Source organism: Acinetobacter sp. YH12233 (genome assembly GCF_013417725.1).
GTDB lineage: Bacteria > Pseudomonadota > Gammaproteobacteria > Pseudomonadales > Moraxellaceae > Acinetobacter.
On record NZ_VPDK01000039.1, the window covers coordinates 12,684 to 29,134 of the forward strand.

Sequence of the window (16,451 nt, forward strand, 5' to 3'; positions counted from 1 at the left end):
CTGGTCAATTAATCACGCTGAGAACTTGACCAGTAATTTTCTATAACTTCAGGATTGGCATCCCACAACATGGATACTTTCTCCTCTTCTTTTTCTTTAGAATTCATTTCTTGCGAATCTTTTTTGTTCTTTATTACACCTGAAGAAGACGAAGCTTTTTTCTTACTGATATATTTAATTAAATCTTGTTTACTCATTTCAGGATCTGCTTCAGGATTCTGAATCACTTCGGATTCTTTGTTTTTAGGTGGCTTCGTATCCTTACTCGGTGAATTGGTCGATTTATTTTTTTCATTGGATGAAGAAGATTCTGTTGCAGCTGACTCCTGAACAGCAGTACTGGACGCTATACTATTTTGCTCCTGACTTTTTTTGTACTTATGCAAAGCCACAGAACTTCGTGTCAGATTGAGCTGACCATATTCAGGTGGTATTTGTGCACGACAACCTGCAAAGACTGGAGGTGGGACAACCTGACTGAGTAATTCAAAAGTGGCCAGATTCAACATTTGCCGTAAAGCAAAATTAGTCGCCTCACGTTCTCCTTTACCGATTTGAACATTTAACAAGGTACGTCCAGTAAACCGCCCGGCACTGACACCATAATCCTGTGCAGCAATCTGCTTTTGCAGCGATACATTCGCAACGACTTTACTCGTACGTGTATCGGTAAGAGATAAATCCAGACCAACCATAATACGGGTTTGACTGTAGTTCGGGCCAACACCCGCAATCTGCATATCAAATCCACCCCCCGGAATAAAATCCAGACTGTTAATACTGCCAGTCACATAATAATCAGAGGCCTGAATCTGTCTTGGATCCCGAATCCCCCACTTGGCTTCACTTTCAATAATTCGGGGATCACGTCGGTTCATTAAGTTGACTCCCGCCTGAAATAAAGCAGACTGCACCATATCTCCAGCGCCTTGAGTGACCATTTTCCCACTACCTCCATTGGTCACCACATCTTTACCGGTTTGATCCAGAATCGCACCCACAGAGAAGCTGACATCATTACGTAATTGCCCTTTTAAACAGGATAAAGCCATATCAAAAGGGGTAAAAATATCGGTAATAGGAGGTCCTTGTACCAGTTTCACCGGTTTCTTAGTGGAAAATGCATGTATTTACAACTCAGCTAAACTTCTCTGAATAAAATTCCACTAGAATCAAATTGGTATGAAATGTTCCTGACTTCAATATTCAGAACCTACATACTGTTGAGCCGGATGTGCTGAATAATTACTTGTCTAAGTAAGGTTCCATATCACACATTTGCTTAAAATGAATAAATACTAATCGCTGATGGAAAATCCTATGCAATGTCCTAAATGTGGTTCAACGGAAATTGAGCTACGCGATCACGAAAAGAATCTGAAAAAAATTGGTGGTATTTTAATGACCTCAGCCGGCGCCACGGCCGGTACAGTGGGTGGCGCAGCCTCTGGCGCTTCAATTGGCGCTGCCATTGGTACAGTCGCAGGTCCTTTAGGGGTAATTGTAGGCGGCACGGTGGGAACCTTCGTAGGCGCAATCAGCGTAGGCATTACTGGGGGCGTGGTCGGAAACTTCTTAGGTAAAAAAGCAGGTGTTTCTGTAGATCGCAATCTGTTTCTGGATTATCAGTGTCTGAATTGCAAACACAGATTCAGTCAAAAAGATCAAAAAGATCAAAAAGATCAAAAAGATCAAAAAGATCAAAAAGATCAAAAAGATCAAAAAGATCAAAAAGATCAAAAAGATCAAAAAGATCAAAAAGATCAAAAAGAAGATTAATAAAATCAAGGAAATGAAGCTGATTCTTCATTTCCTTTTTTAATTAATTTCTTAAGCCTGATAGAGTTTTAAAGCAACCTCGGCCAGACGTTTACCCTGTACTTCACACAAAATTTTCTCATCCTGGCTTAAGCCTTGGTCATGTCGTGGGCCACTCACATGACTTGCGCCATAAGGCGTACCACCACTTTTAGTATTAGACAAAGCTGGTGTCGCATTGCTTAATCCCATGATCATCATACCGTGATGAAACAATGGCGGTAGCATCGTCAGTAAAGTACTTTCCTGTCCGCCATGCATTGAGCCTGACGCGGTAAAAACACAGGCTGGCTTGCCATGCAAAGCACCATTCAGCCATAAACTGGTGGTCTGATCCCAAAAGTATTTCATTTCTGAAGCCATATTCCCAAAACGGGTGGGTGAACCTAATGCCAAAGCAGCACACTGGGCAAGATCATCTAAAGTACAGTAGATATCACCTTCTGCCGGAATACTCGGCTCTGCTTCTTTCACTACGGTCGCAATATTTGGAACAGTACGAATTTTTACAGCCATTCCTGCTGCTTCAACACCATTCGCAATCAGATGCGCCATTTCTTTGGTTGAGCCATATTTGCTGTAATATAAAACAAGGACATAAGGTTGCATAAAGTTCTTATTCATTACTTAAAAAAATAAAACTATACGGTATTTCGCAACTTTTTTGGGTAAGCTGAAGAATGAAAATTCATGATGAATAAAAAAATTGAGATTGAAAGCGCATGATCGTTGAATATTTAAAGAAGTTACCTTTTTATGAAAAACACTGGTTTCAATTTATTTTATTTGTACTACGGCGTTTCGAGGCTGACCGATGTCGTGAGCAGGCTGGTTCACTGACCTATACTACCCTGTTTGCTGTAGTTCCGATGCTGACCGTGTTTCTGGTCATTATCTCTTCAATCAGAGCATTGGAACCGGCACGACAACAGCTCCAACAGCTGATCTATAGTAACTTTTTACCTAAAACAACGATCGCTTTCGATAAAGCCCTCAATGCCTTCACGGAGAAGTCCAGCAATTTAACTATTATCGGTATTCTTTTCTTATTTATCACAACAGTACTGATGCTCAGTAGTATCGAAACGGTCTTTAACCGGATCTGGCGTGTGACTGAAACCCGCGGTGGCATTATCGGTTTTATGCGTTACTGGACCATAATTTCACTTGGTCCAATTTTGCTGGGCAGCGCCTTTGTGATTTCTTCTACTTTGGCCTCCATGAATATTCTCAGTAATAACTTTGCCGGTTATGAACTGGATGGTGCCTTTATTCTCTGGGTAATATCTTTTTCTCTGACCGTGCTTGGCTTTTTTATTCTGAACTGGACTATTCCCAATCGGAGTGTACCGCTCAAATCAGCTTTTATTGCCGGTCTGTTTAGTGCCATCGTCTTCGAACTTCTGAAAAACCTGTTCGGCTTTTTGATGTCAAACTTTACCAGTTATGAAATTGTTTACGGAGCTTTCGCAGCTGTCCCTATTTTCCTGCTCTGGATTTATCTGTCCTGGATTATTGTATTGCTGGGCGTGGAAATCAGCTATGCCCTGACTGCATTCGAATCTGGACAGGACAATAAGCGCCATCCAATCGTCATGTTGCTGGATCTATTAGAACTGTTTTATAAAAAGCAGAAAACTGGTGAAAGTGTCAGTGAAGCCCAGGCACTAGAAGTTTTGGGACGGGATGAAATTGGACGCTGGCCTAGCTATGTCAGCATGCTTGAAAAACAGAATCTGATTAAACGTACAGATGACAATGAATATGTGCTGGTACGCGATCTGGATCAGGTCAGCTTCTGGAATTTTTATCTACAGCTTCCTTATCCATTGCCGCGCAAACAGCATCTGACTGATGTGCATACTGATGATCTCTGGATGCAAAAGTTCTCACCTAAACTGAATGAAACTGATCAGTTTCTGGAAGAAAAGCTCAGTTTTCCATTATCAGAACTGTTCCGCAGTAAATAAATTCAATCCTCTCTTTTGAGAGGATTTTTTTAAATGAATTGGATCAATTGTCAGCAGATAATCATCCTTGCTGTCATTAAAGCTATAATCCAAAAACTAAGTGTCGTTATTTTCATTGACCGGATTTTTATATAGAGGTTTGAGTCTTGATCTGAGGCACAGGCTTGTTTAACCATCCCTGTAAACTCACCAGAATCACGCCCAGCATCACCATACAGGTCCCAACAATGAAATTGATCTCGATATGCTCATTTAGAATTAACACGCCAAACAGCATGCCAAATACTGGTGTTAAAAAGGAAAATACCCCTAATCGTGAAGCCAGATAATGTTTTAGCATCCAGAACCAGATCAGATAACTGGCGAAGGAAATCACCACCGTATGAAAAATCAGGCTAGAAATAGACAAGGTCGTCCATTGGATACTGGCTTGCCCAGTCAAAAAGGACAAAGGCAACAATACCATGCCAGCGATCAGCAATTGATAGAATAAGGTTTGGGTTGCAGGCGCTTCAGCCAGCGAGCTCAAACGTAGACTCACGGTCGTGGCTGCCCAGAACACGCCCGCCAGTAGCGCCAGAAAATCTCCCCATAAGGCATGAGATTGTAAAGCAGATCCTGTCTGCGGGCGCAGCAGGAAACTCACCACAATACCACTAAAGGCAAGAAAAATTCCTCCCCATTGCACATGAGACAAATGTTCCGCCGGCAGTTTCCAGTGCAAGCCCAAAGCCACAAAAATTGGTGCAGTATAGAGCAAGACAATGGTATGCGAAGCTGAGGTATAACGCAGCGCCTCACCCACCAGATAAAATTCAGCGGCAAACAGCACACCAACCAGTAAACCCGCAGATAAGTATCGTGCATTCCAAAGCTGACGGCGTACACTCTGCTGAATTAAAGGATAAACCATAAGTGCAGATAAGGCTGAACGTAATGCAATTTGCATCAGGGCAGAAATATCACTGGCCGCCCACTTCAGTACGACCTGCTGCAAACCCCACAACATACACAGTACAAACATGATGGCAGATGCTTTGACATCTAGTGCCTGACGATGATTCAAATATATTCCCGTTCTTGATTGGAGCCGCTACATACTAAAAATGTTAGAAGTAGAAGATATAACATCAAAATAGACATACGATGGGGGGATTCAGGCAATATTCGTGATGCGTAAAAAACGATTTAGACGCTATCCAATTTATATCTAGAAACTGAATGGCAACCGTGCCTGATCAGTCTGATAAATTATCCCTTGCTCATTACACTTTTCTAAACAAAATAAAGGAGCCCTTCGGCTCCTTGATCTCAAAAATCCGGTCTTACTTTACAAATGTCGTCCAGACATAATCCTGATTTTGGCCTTTTAGGGTCATTTTCAATTGATCACCAGATTGCAAGGCTGCCACCCCTGCTGGTGTACCGGTCATCACTACATCACCTTCTTCCAGTGTAAATAACTGACTAATGTCTGCCAATAAAGTTGCGATATCAAAAATCAATAAAGCTGTATCGCCTTTTTGACGCAGCTCATCATTGATCTCCAGCGTATAGTGCACATCTTTCCAGTCAGTAATGACATCGGCTACCGGTATCCAGTCTGCAAGTACACAAGAACCATCAAAAGCTTTGGCCCGTTCCCAAGGTTGACCTTTTTTCTTAAGGTCATCCTGCAGATCACGTAAGGTCAAATCCAGACCTAAAGTCACAGCACCAATTGCCTGCAAAACTTTGGCAGGATCATTTTCCTTGCTTAAGGTACGGTCAATACGCAAACTTAGTTCACACTCATAATGACAGTTACCCCAGTCCGGATTCCATTCAATACCAGCATCCAGTGATGTCAAAGCACTCGGTGGCTTGATAAACAGCACAGGACGATCAGGTACCGCATTTCCAAGCTCTTTGGCATGATCAGCATAACTGCGACCGACACAAACAATTTTCGATGGACGTGTACTCATGATCTCTTTCCTGTTCTTGATCTGTCTTATTTCTTGAAGGTATTTTCGAAAATGCTTTGCTCAGTACCATCTTTAAAGGCACGTTTTGGCACAATCACCACTGTACGGTTTTTCAGTTCCAGCATATAGGTCAGCTTGCCGATAGCAAAACTTTGTACTTCATTATAATGCACGACCTTGCTACGTCCGTTATTGAAAATTTCTGCATAGTCCTGAAACAGGTCAATGCCTTGTTCACTTTTTCCAAACTGATATTTTACAAACTGGCGCTTAAACATCATCGGCAGGAACCAGTAGCGCATGATGCCCTGTAAAATCAGGAAGAAGGCACCCAATGCCACATAATAACGGCCAACCCCATTCAGGTCCATTGAGAAGCCCCAGATAATAATCCCGATGCTAACCAAAGGCGTCAGAAAGCGTGAAATCTGTTTTTTGCCAAAAGTGGCCAGAGCAAATCCATCCTGAGATTCTTCTAAAGTAAGATAATAACGGGTGGATAAAGTTGGTGCTAACTCAGTCATAGCATCACATCAAAAATATAAAATCCTGATCCATACTATATCAAAATATGCTTAAAACTCATGGCTTATGCTATCAATTACATAACTTTGCTTTGGAAATAACTGAATTTAGTTTTAAATAAATCATGATTAAAACAAAAAATACACAACAGGATATTGGATGAAAGGATTAATCCCCTATCTGCTGATAAGTAGTACCTTATGTGCAATCTCACCGGCTTTTGCAAAAATAACGCCATGGACCCCTAATCTGCCAAGCAGTCTTGATGTATTTCAAGGCAATTCTCAGCAACTGGCTGAACTCACTGGCGAACGTATCCTGATTTATGCGCATCCTGCCAGCAAAACCCATCTACCGACTTTTAAAACGGCTTCTAGTAGCAAATCCCAGTTTTATAGTGCGGCTGTAGTCTTGCCTGCATCCGAAGCACAAGTCGAAAAATTACTGCAACATTATCCGAATTATGTCGGCCTGTTTCCGACCCTAAAATCCGCCAAGGTGATTGAACAGCAAGGTAGCATTCAACAAGTCAAATATCAGGTGCATATTCCTACCCCAATCCCGGTCTTAAACTTTAAAGAAACTGTGGTGATGCAGCATCATCTGGAAAATAACAGTATCAGCACACTAATTCTGGACGCGCCAATTCCCTATGGGGCCGGAAAGCTGGAATGGTTTGCACTGAGCCCCAATAAAACCTTAGTAACGGTGACGCAATGGGGTGATCTAAACCAGCCGCGAGGTTTTCTATTTAGCAAGATTCTAAATACCCTGCCGGAAGCCAAACTCGGCATTCCTGCTGGCACCAATGCCTTTCTGCTTGAAGCTTTACAACAGCGTTTTAAATATCCTGCTGCTACAATTTTAAATATGGCAATACCCCAAGTTCAGCTCAGCAATCAGCAAACTCAGAAAATTGCCCAGCTTAGTCAAAAATCAGGACAACCTGTCAGCTTTATTTTGCCCAATTATCAGGTCAAGGCCGGTAAAGGTTCAGAAAATCTAAGATTCAGTACTACCTATCAATATTTCTCACATCCAACTGAGAAGCTGCAGCCTTGGTTATCGGCTCAGGCCAGCCAGAAACTCTTTCCGCGACAAATCAAAAAAGTGGAACTGAACCCAGTCAACCCGCAAAGTATTGATGCCAACTACAAGGTATCAGTCGGCTTGGGCGTCATTCAGATTCCCTTTAATTTTAAAATGCGTTTTGAACAGCCAAATACCTTACAAAACCAATTCTATGCTAATGGCGGAGATTTAAAATTTGTACGGGGTGGAATGAAGCTTTTGCCGCAATCTCAGGGAACGCTATTCCAAATCACCAGTTCCATGAAAATTCATGATCAGGCGCCTTTTTTACTGAAAGCCATGCGCAGCCTTCCCTATCATGACATGTTGCCGGCAGTTGGTGGTAATACCGTCTATGCCTTAAAAGTACAGCAGAAATTAAAATCTTAAGTTCATGTCTAATTATTGGTTTTTTATATGAAAAATTAAAAACTAAAGACGTAAAAAAACCGCATCAATGTGCGGTTTTTTCAGAATTCTTTATCAAGATTGGTGCGCTCAGAGAGATTCGAACTCCCGACCCCTTAGTTCGTAGCCAAGTGCTCTATCCAGCTGAGCTATGAGCGCGACGTCTTGATGGGGTGCATTATATAGAGTTTTCAGCACTTGTTAAGTGTTTTTTAATAAAATTATAACCGAACGTACAGTAATTAAACGATACTACAATATTTCAGTTTTTTTGATGAAAATTCCTGCAAATTTAGAGTTAAAAGCAATAACCCAGACTTGGCAAAATTTCAGGATTAGCTAAATTAATCTTTCAGTTACCTCATATTCATTTGCTCACAGCCTAATAGAGCTATTCTCCAACCAGGCCAGTTTTAACCTTGCCTGCCCGCTGATAACAGCTCAATACCACGCCATTTGAAGTCACTTGATGATCTGTCAGTGCAAATGCTGCTGGCATAGAGTCTTCAGCAAATAGACGTTTTCCTTTGCCCAATATTATAGGAAAGGTCATTATTAAATAGAGTTCATCCACAAGATCATGTTTAAAAAGCGCCTGTACCACTGCAGCACTGCCATACACCCGAATATTCCCCTCCCCTGAAGCCTTCAGGTTAATGATCTCATCAATACTTTTTAGAAAGATCGTATTTTGCCAGTCCAAGTGATCCAAACTGGTGGATAGCACATATTTATTTACTTCATTAATTCCTGGCCAGTCTTCAGCATGCTTCGGCCAGTAAGGCTCAAAAATCTGAAAGGTATTCTTACCAATCAGAATATCGGTAGACTGCATCCATTTTTGCATGATGCGATCAAATGCTGCATCGGGTTCAGCACTAAAATACGGCGCCACCCAGCCACCATATTGAAAGCCACCAGATGTATCTTCTTCCGGGCCGCCGGGTGCCTGCATTACACCATCTAGAGTCAGAAATTCCTGGACAATAATTTTTCTCATTACGCTGCCCTTATTTTTATTGAGTCATCTAGGATTTATTTTTAGCATGTGATTCAGGCGGATTCTGTAAATTTTAGGCACAAAAAAACCGCAACATGTGCGGTTCATTGTTCAAGTTGGTGCGCTCAGAGAGATTCGAACTCCCGACCCCTTAGTTCGTAGCCAAGTGCTCTATCCAGCTGAGCTATGAGCGCGTAACTTGTGTCGTCTTTATTAGACTGCGTTATTTTCCGGTTTACTTATTGGTGCGCTCAGAGAGATTCGAACTCCCGACCCCTTAGTTCGTAGCCAAGTGCTCTATCCAGCTGAGCTATGAGCGCGACATAAGTAAAGTGGCGGTGAGAGAGGGATTCGAACCCTCGATACAGTTGCCCGTATGCGTCCTTAGCAGGGACGTGGTTTCAGCCACTCACCCATCTCACCGTAACGTGCCGCCATAATACAAATTTCGGCATAGCACTGCAAGCACAGCTTGAAAAAAAACTGCATATTTTTGCTCGTTTAAATACTTTTTAAACAATTTCCCTGTTTTTAGTCATTTAAGTCCTGAAAAAACCCGATAAATTTCCAGTTATCTAAAATTAGCCAAAAATCGAAAACTTAAACAGATTATTGCAATCATTTACGTGCAGTCTGCACTGACATGACTTATGCTAAACCTATCTCCAAGGACACTTTAAAGATATGATGAAAAATTGGGTCGATCCTGAAGCAAAAGCTGAAGCCGAACGTTATGACAACCCTATTCCAAGCCGTACCCTGATTCTCGAAACTATAGAAGAAAAAACTGCCCTGTCCCATGCTGACCTGGTGGAATATTTTGAAATTGCCGATCAAAAAAGTATTGATGCCCTGAGCCATCGTCTGATTGCGATGGTACGTGACGGGCAATTGATGAAAGACGGTTACAAGTTCCAGATCGCGGCGGAACAGCCTGAGCATGAAGCAACGGTATATATCAACTCCAAGGGAAGCGGCACAGCCAATATTTCAGGTGAAGATGACCTGCTCTTACCTGAACGTGAATTGCGTCAGGTCTTTAACGGTGACCGTGTCAAAGTCCGTCAGACCTCAGTAGACCGCAAAGGTAAGGCCTGGGGCTTTATTACCGAGGTTTTGCAGCATCGTGTCAAACAGATCATTGGTAAAGTGTCTGAATATGAAGGCGAATATTTTGTTCAGCCAGCTAATCCAAATGCACATCAGCCTATTACTCTAGAAAAAGAGCTGATCGAGCATGCCCAGGTCAAAGTCGGCGATTCAATCCGCGTGGCAATTGATACCTACCCAACCAAAGAAGAATTTGCGACTGGCCATATTGTGCAGTCGATGGCAGACAAAGCCGATACCGAAATCATCATTCCACAGACGATTCTGGAATATGGCCTGCCATATGAATTCCCTGAAGAAGTCTTGAAAGAAGCGGAAAGCTTTAAAGAGCCTTCTGCCAAAGACCGTGACGGCCGTGTCGATCTACGTGATTTAGCGCTTGTCACCATTGACGGGGAAGATGCACGTGACTTTGATGATGCGGTCTATGCAGAAAAACGTCCGGGCGGTGGTTATCGTGTCGTCGTGGCAATTGCTGATGTGAGTCATTATGTACGTCCGGGCAAACCACTGGATGATGAAGCGCAAGAACGCGGGACATCCGTGTATTTCCCACACTTCGTTTTACCAATGTTGCCTGAAGCACTCTCTAATGGCCTGTGTTCATTAAATCCGAATGTCGATCGCCTGTGCATGGTCTGTGACCTGAAACTGTCACGTGCTGGCCGAGTCACTGGGTATGAATTCTATCCTTCAGTCATGCATTCCAAGGCACGTCTGACCTATGATCAGGTCGCGAAGTATTTTGAAGGTGACAGTACAGCAATCACTGAAGATCGTAGTGTACGTAAATCACTAAATACCCTGTTCCAGTTGTATCAGATTCTAAAAGGCTTACGTGCTGAACGTAATGCGATGGAATTCGAAACCATTGAAACCTATATGACTTTCGATGAGCTGGGTGGTATTAATGAGATTCTGCCACGTACCCGCAATGACGCGCATAAGCTGATTGAAGAATGTATGTTGCTAGCCAACGTTGCAGCAGCTGAATATGCATTGAAAAATGAAATACCGATGCTGTACCGGGTGCATCAACCCCCTGAGTTCTCACGTATCCAGAAAGTTCGTGATTTCGTGAAACTGCTGGGTCTGCCATTCCCGGAACAGCCAACCCAAGCTGACTATCAAGCGGTGATTGAAGCGACCAAAGACCGGATTGATGCGCCAAGTATTCATGCCGTGTTATTACGCTCCATGATGCAGGCCTATTACGGTGCCGACAATGCTGGTCACTTTGGTCTGGCTTATGAAGCGTATACACACTTCACTTCTCCAATTCGCCGTTACCCGGATCTGTTATTACATCGTGCTATCAAAGCTCATTTGAGTAAAAAGCCATATCCAATTTCAGGTGCATCTTTAGATGATGCCGGTGAGCATTTCTCAGCGACAGAACGCCGTGCTGATGAAGCCTCCCGCTCTGTAACGACCTGGCTGAAATGTCACTATATGCAGCAACATCTTGGTGAAGAGTTCGTCGGAATTATCAGTGCAACGGCTGAATTTGGTTTGTTTGTCACGCTGAAAGACCTCTATGTCGATGGTATGGTGCATGTTAGCCAGTTGGGCGATGACTTCTTTGTCTTTGATCAAAGCAGCCAGAGTCTGGTCGGCCAGAACCGTGGCCAGATCTTTGGTCTGGGTGATGAAGTCAAGATCAAGGTCGCTGGAGTCAATCTGGAAGAACGCAAAATTGACTTTGAATTGATCCAGCAACTGACTCATGCGGGTCGTCCAATTCGCGCCCGTGCTCCACGTGTCGCAGAAAAAAAACCTGCACCACGTCCGGAAGCAAAAGAGGAAGTCTTCAATAATCATGAGTGTGCGCAAAAAGCCCAGCCCAGTGATGATGGAGAACAGCCCATACGACGCAAAAAAGACAAATCCAAGCCCAGTTCCTACAGCAAAAAGCCTGCTAAAAAATCTGCAGGAAAGTCTGAAGCAAAGGCTAAAGATAAAGTAAAGAAAAAAGCCAAGATCAAAAAGAAAAAGTCGAATGCAAAAGCCAAGACTGAATAATTTCTGATGATCATAAAAAGAGCGCTACGGCGCTCTTTTTATTTTATAATGCAGTTAAATAACGACTAAAAAAATATCATGCTTATTGCATCAAATAATAAACAGCATTTACATATCTATGCGATTCTAATTTTTACGATTTTGATCCTCAGTGACTTTATTGCACTCAAGTATTTTAATTTTGTAGCAACGCCACTTACGAATTATTTTGCATTGATTATAAGCTGTGTCATATGTATTGGAATATTGCTGTATTTTATAAGACTCAAACAGCATGGTTTATGGTTTCCACCTTATCATTGGCGTAATTTCAGAAAGTGCCCCAATTTTTATAGTCTTTTTATCTTTCCTTCGGTCATGATCTCAGCACTTTGGATTAATCTGACCACCTATCCACCCTATCTTTATACGAAGCTGACAGGCGAAACTAACAGTATTTCGATTACTACTCAGGCTGGGAAATTCAAAGGTGTTCGAAATCATATCTCTTATGCCTTTGACACAGAATATAGACATTTACCGGTTATGGAGTTATCTGCTTCTGAGTTTCTGCTTTATCAAAATAAACCCGTTGAACTACAGCTTAAGCTTACAACAAGTAATTTAGGCAGCATTGTGCATGAGATTGAAGAGATCAGGATCCAGTCTGAAGTCGAATAAATAATACCGTCGTATGCTTGATTTCCCTGCCAATAAGCCCTACATCTAGATTTAACACAGGAAATGACTTCGGCAGAAACGACATGACATTAGAAAAAGCAACTTTACCCGTTCCACAATTCGATCAGATTACGCTGGCAGATCTTAAACAAAAAATTGAAAACTGCATTCAGCAAGGTTTGCAATTTCTAAATGAACTGAACCAGACACCTGATACTGTCCAGGAACAACTTGCTGTTCTGAAACAGGTCGACACGCTAGAAAATAATATGAGCGAGTCCTGGGGTGTTTTGTCGCATCTCAACGCAGTCATGAATAATAGTGAAACCCGTGATGTCTATCAGGCATTATTACCGGGTCTAAGTGATTACTATACCCAGTTGGGCCAGCATACGGCGCTATATCAAACCTATCAGCATGTACAGGATGCACCGGTCTTCAATGAACTGCCGGAAGCTCAGCAAAGTGCAATTAAACTGGCGCTACGTGACTTTAAATTGTCAGGTGTGGCTCTAGAGGGTGAAGCCAAAAAACGCTATGCAGAAATTTCTGCACGTTTGTCACAACTTTCCTCAGATTTCTCCAATCATGTACTGGATGCAACTCAAGCTTATTTCAGACCGCTTAAGGAAGAAGAATTAGCGGGCCTGTCTGAAAGCAATATTGAACTCTTAAAACAGTATGGCCAGCAACGTGAACTGGATCAGCCGGTTGCCACTTTAGATTTCCCGTCTTATCTGGCAATTATGACTCATGCCGAAGATCGTGGCCTGCGTGAAGAACTCTATAAAGCCTATACCACACGCGCGTCAGATCAGTCCGAACAGACTGAATTTGACAATACAGCCATCATGGAAGAAATCCTGAAATTACGTCAGGAAATGGCAGCACTATTAGGCTTTAATAACTATGCCGAATATTCGCTGGCCAGCAAAATGGCGCCAAATGTCGAAGCTGTCGATGAATTCCTGCGTGATCTGGCGGAACATGCCCGTGCGCCTGCTAAACAGGAAGTGGCTGAACTGAAAGCCATTGCTGCTAAAGATGGTATTACTGAATTAAAGCCCTGGGACAGCAGTTACTATTCTGAAAAGCTGAAAATGCAGCAGTTTAATCTGTCTCAGGAATCGCTAAAACCCTACTTCCCGGCTCCAAAAATTCTGCAAGGCCTGTTCAGTATCCTGAAACGTTTATATGACATTCAGGTGGTTGAACGTGAAGCGCCAGTCTGGCATCCAGATACGCGTTATTTTGAACTGGAAGATCAGGGCGAAGTGATTGGCGGTTTCTATTTCGATCTCTATGCACGTCAGGGCAAACGTGGCGGTGCCTGGATGAGCGGCTTCCGTTCACGCATGCAAATTGCTGAAGGCCTGCAAAAACCAATCTGTTATATGGTAGCAAACTTTACTCCACCTGTGGGTAACCGCCCTGCACTACTGACTCATGATGAAGTGATTACCCTGTTTCATGAGTTTGGTCACGGTCTGCATCATATGCTGACAGAGGTGGACAATATTGCCGTGGCTGGTACGCATGGCGTGGATTGGGATGCTGTCGAACTACCAAGCCAGTTTATGGAATTCTGGGCCTGGGATCAGGACAGTTTAAACCTGCTCAGCGAACATATCGAAACCAAGGAAGTCTTACCTGCTGACTTGTTAAAAGCTTTATTAGATGCCCGTTTCTTCCAGTCCGGTATGCAAACTTTGCGTCAGCTGGAATTTGCTTTATTCGACCTGACCATTCACCGTGCCAATCCGGCATTGAGTGCTGAACAGATTCAGGCAACCTTAAACGAGATTCGTGAAAAATATGCCGTTTTACCTACTACAGCATATAACCGATTCCAGCACAGCTTCAGTCATATCTTCGCGGGTGGATATGCAGCGGGCTATTATTCTTATAAATGGGCAGAAGTTTTGGCCAGTGATGCCTTCGATCGCTTCGAAGAAGAAGGAATTTTTAACACTGAAACCGGAAAGCAGTTTAGACAAAAAATTCTAGCAGTTGGCGGAAAAGATACAGCACTTGACGCATTTATCAATTTCCGCGGACGCGAGCCAAAAATAGATGCTTTGTTACGTCATCAAGGTTGGACGAACCGCTCTAAAAACGCTTAAACTACGTTTTTAAGTAAATCACAGGGTGAGTATGATGGCTATCAAACGTCGTTTCATTGCAGGCGCAAAATGTCCTAAATGTCAGGCGTTGGATCGGATCGTTATGCTGACCTCTGGTGAAGCTGAATGGATTGAATGTATCGAATGTGGGTATGAAGAAAACCGTCCTACCCATATCGAGGAACCTGAGTCACCAGCCGTTCCGGATGAAATTGGTGTGATTCAGTTTAAACCCCGTCAGCCAAAAGAATAATTTCGGGAACCTAAATGACTCTAGATCATCGACAAAATCCTAAACTTTTATGGGGAATAGTGAGTGGATTAATTGTTGTGATTATTGCTGTTTTAATAATTACACAGTTTTTTCTCACGCAAAATGAAACATTACCGGCACATCAGGGTGACTTGATGCACGCACCGGTGACACAAGCTGCACCTAAAGCAGAACCTGAACCGGAAGAAATTGTGCCTACTTCTGAAAATGTCTTGGTCGATGCCTCTATTATAAGAGAAGAAGTCACTGAAAATGCCACTTTGGCGAAAGAAGAAATTGCCAAACTGGAAGATATTCAGCAACAGCTCAATGAGCAGGAAAAAAGCCTGAAGCAACAGCATAGTGATGCGGATGAGCTGATTAAACTCAAAGAGGAACAAATCAAGTTACTCGAAGCACAACTGGCACAATAGTCAGAATGAGTTAGGGATTTTCAGCTAGAATATCCACAGATTTTCTAGCTAAGTTCCCTCATGAGTGTAGCCTCCCCCTCGCATCTGGTTAAGGCAATTGTCTTTCTGACCTGTTCCGCTTTTTTGTTTTCAGTCATGGGCGTCTGTATCCGCTTCGCCTCACACACCGTTGACAATGCCACTGTGGTATTTTTCCGGAATTTTGTCGGCCTGTTTATTTTTCTTCCTTTAATCTTCAATAAAGGCATTAACTTTTTTAAAACTGAAAAACTCTGGATGCACACCTGGCGTTCTGTCGCAGGTCTGACGGCGATGTATGGATTTTTCTATGCCATTGCACATTTAAAGCTCTCCAATGCCATGGTCTTTACCTATTCCTCACCAATTTTTATTCCGCTGATTGCTTGGCTGTTTCTAAAAGAAAAAGTCACTCAAAGCATGTTACTGGCTGCTGCGATCGGTTTTATTGGCGTGTTGTGCGTAGCTAAGCCTGATTCCGGTTTATTTAACCTAATGTCTGTGATTGGCTTGAGTGCCAGCTTCTTGGCTGCTATGGCTTTTGTCACGGTTCGCGCATTGACCCAGACCGAACCACCAGAACGAATTGTGTTTTATTTCTGTCTGATCGGCACCCTGATTTTCATGATTCCAATGTTCTGGCATTGGCGTCCTTATACCCTGACTGAACTCGGTTATTTAATTGCAGCCGGTTTATTGGCAAATACCAGCCAGTTATTTCTATCCAATGCTTATAAACTGGCACCTGCTGGTCAGATTGGACCAGTGAACTATATTGCGATTTTCTTCGCTGGCTTATGGGGCTATTTATTCTGGCAGGAAGTTCCGGATCTCTATAGCCTGCTCGGATTAGGGCTGATTTTTTGTGGGATTTTACTGTGTAGTCCTGTTTTACAAAATAAGCTTAGGCTGCGTTAAGGCCACAATAAAAAAAGCACCCGAAGGCACTGCTGTCCCATAGTTTGCTTTAAATAAAAAAACCTGAGTCCTAACAGTTAAAATATGAGTGCAAACAAACACTTTAACGACCAGGATTCAGGTTTTGTCACATCAGAATACCGTATTTCATGAG

The 16,451-nt window shown here is 42.7% G+C and carries 13 protein-coding genes, 4 tRNA genes and 2 pseudogenes; 9 read left to right on the forward strand and 10 right to left on the reverse strand.

The window, feature by feature from the left end; translation table 11 throughout:
• Window positions 1-8 precede the first annotated feature (8 nt).
• Window positions 9-1,118: pseudogene (locus FTV12_RS13675) on the reverse strand (CsgG/HfaB family protein); the annotation flags it as partial.
• 190 nt (window positions 1,119-1,308) lie between these two features.
• Between FTV12_RS13675 and FTV12_RS13680 the strand changes: the two are divergent.
• Window positions 1,309-1,662: pseudogene (locus FTV12_RS13680) on the forward strand (hypothetical protein); the annotation flags it as partial.
• 168 nt (window positions 1,663-1,830) lie between these two features.
• On the opposite strand, the gene wrbA reads toward FTV12_RS13680, so the two are convergent.
• Window positions 1,831-2,427, reverse strand: coding sequence for an NAD(P)H:quinone oxidoreductase (gene wrbA, locus FTV12_RS13685; RefSeq protein ID WP_166135591.1), 597 nt, complete (start codon window positions 2,425-2,427; stop codon window positions 1,831-1,833).
• A 113-nt stretch (window positions 2,428-2,540) separates the two neighbouring features.
• Here wrbA and FTV12_RS13690 point away from each other — a divergent pair, with 113 nt between their 5' ends.
• On the forward strand, window positions 2,541-3,788 hold the full coding sequence (locus FTV12_RS13690) for a YihY family inner membrane protein (RefSeq protein WP_180012350.1): 1,248 nt from the start codon (window positions 2,541-2,543) through the stop codon (window positions 3,786-3,788).
• A gap of 127 nt (window positions 3,789-3,915) precedes the next feature.
• On the opposite strand, the gene FTV12_RS13695 is transcribed toward FTV12_RS13690, so the two are convergent.
• The 3 genes from FTV12_RS13695 to FTV12_RS13705 all read right to left on the reverse strand — a co-directional run bounded on the left by FTV12_RS13695 (window position 3,916) and on the right by FTV12_RS13705 (window position 6,279).
• Window positions 3,916-4,854, reverse strand: coding sequence for a DMT family transporter (locus FTV12_RS13695; protein WP_180012352.1), 939 nt, complete (start codon window positions 4,852-4,854; stop codon window positions 3,916-3,918).
• A 259-nt stretch (window positions 4,855-5,113) separates the two neighbouring features.
• The gene (locus FTV12_RS13700) at window positions 5,114-5,755 is read right to left on the reverse strand and encodes a fumarylacetoacetate hydrolase family protein (RefSeq protein ID WP_180012355.1); all 642 of its coding nucleotides are present in this window, start codon (window positions 5,753-5,755) and stop codon (window positions 5,114-5,116) included.
• 26 nt (window positions 5,756-5,781) lie between these two features.
• Entirely contained in the window at window positions 5,782-6,279 is a 498-nt protein-coding gene (locus FTV12_RS13705) for a YcxB family protein (protein WP_180012357.1), read from the reverse strand.
• Between the two features lie 160 nt (window positions 6,280-6,439).
• Here FTV12_RS13705 and FTV12_RS13710 point away from each other — a divergent pair, with 160 nt between their 5' ends.
• On the forward strand, window positions 6,440-7,741 hold the full coding sequence (locus FTV12_RS13710; protein WP_180012359.1) for an SRPBCC family protein: 1,302 nt from the start codon (window positions 6,440-6,442) through the stop codon (window positions 7,739-7,741).
• Between the two features lie 100 nt (window positions 7,742-7,841).
• Here FTV12_RS13710 and FTV12_RS13715 read toward each other — a convergent pair.
• The 5 genes from FTV12_RS13715 to FTV12_RS13735 form a co-directional block, all read right to left on the reverse strand.
• Window positions 7,842-7,918, reverse strand: a tRNA-Arg gene (locus FTV12_RS13715).
• Window positions 7,919-8,150: 232 nt separating this feature from the next.
• Window positions 8,151-8,759: a dihydrofolate reductase family protein gene (locus FTV12_RS13720; RefSeq protein WP_180012361.1), complete on the reverse strand. Its 609-nt coding sequence runs from the start codon at window positions 8,757-8,759 to the stop codon at window positions 8,151-8,153.
• Between the two features lie 117 nt (window positions 8,760-8,876).
• Window positions 8,877-8,953 (reverse strand) — tRNA-Arg (locus tag FTV12_RS13725).
• A gap of 49 nt (window positions 8,954-9,002) precedes the next feature.
• Window positions 9,003-9,079, reverse strand: a tRNA-Arg gene (locus FTV12_RS13730).
• Window positions 9,080-9,092: 13 nt separating this feature from the next.
• Window positions 9,093-9,182, reverse strand: a tRNA-Ser gene (locus FTV12_RS13735).
• A 261-nt stretch (window positions 9,183-9,443) separates the two neighbouring features.
• Between FTV12_RS13735 and rnr the strand changes: the two genes are divergently transcribed.
• The 6 genes from rnr (at window position 9,444) to FTV12_RS13765 (ending at window position 16,297) form a co-directional block, all read left to right on the forward strand.
• Window positions 9,444-11,891 (forward strand): ribonuclease R, encoded by a 2,448-nt coding sequence (rnr, locus tag FTV12_RS13740; protein WP_180012363.1) that lies wholly within the window; start codon window positions 9,444-9,446, stop codon window positions 11,889-11,891.
• 78 nt (window positions 11,892-11,969) lie between these two features.
• Window positions 11,970-12,551: a hypothetical protein gene (locus FTV12_RS13745; protein WP_180012364.1), complete on the forward strand. Its 582-nt coding sequence runs from the start codon at window positions 11,970-11,972 to the stop codon at window positions 12,549-12,551.
• An 83-nt stretch (window positions 12,552-12,634) separates the two neighbouring features.
• Window positions 12,635-14,674, forward strand: coding sequence for a M3 family metallopeptidase (locus FTV12_RS13750; RefSeq protein WP_180012366.1), 2,040 nt, complete (start codon window positions 12,635-12,637; stop codon window positions 14,672-14,674).
• A 40-nt stretch (window positions 14,675-14,714) separates the two neighbouring features.
• The gene (locus tag FTV12_RS13755; protein WP_171064841.1) at window positions 14,715-14,927 is read left to right on the forward strand and encodes a YheV family putative zinc ribbon protein; all 213 of its coding nucleotides are present in this window, start codon (window positions 14,715-14,717) and stop codon (window positions 14,925-14,927) included.
• 14 nt (window positions 14,928-14,941) lie between these two features.
• Window positions 14,942-15,361: a hypothetical protein gene (locus FTV12_RS13760; protein ID WP_034169654.1), complete on the forward strand. Its 420-nt coding sequence runs from the start codon at window positions 14,942-14,944 to the stop codon at window positions 15,359-15,361.
• A 60-nt stretch (window positions 15,362-15,421) separates the two neighbouring features.
• Window positions 15,422-16,297: a DMT family transporter gene (locus tag FTV12_RS13765; RefSeq protein ID WP_180012368.1), complete on the forward strand. Its 876-nt coding sequence runs from the start codon at window positions 15,422-15,424 to the stop codon at window positions 16,295-16,297.
• The last annotated feature ends 154 nt before the right edge of the window (window positions 16,298-16,451 follow it).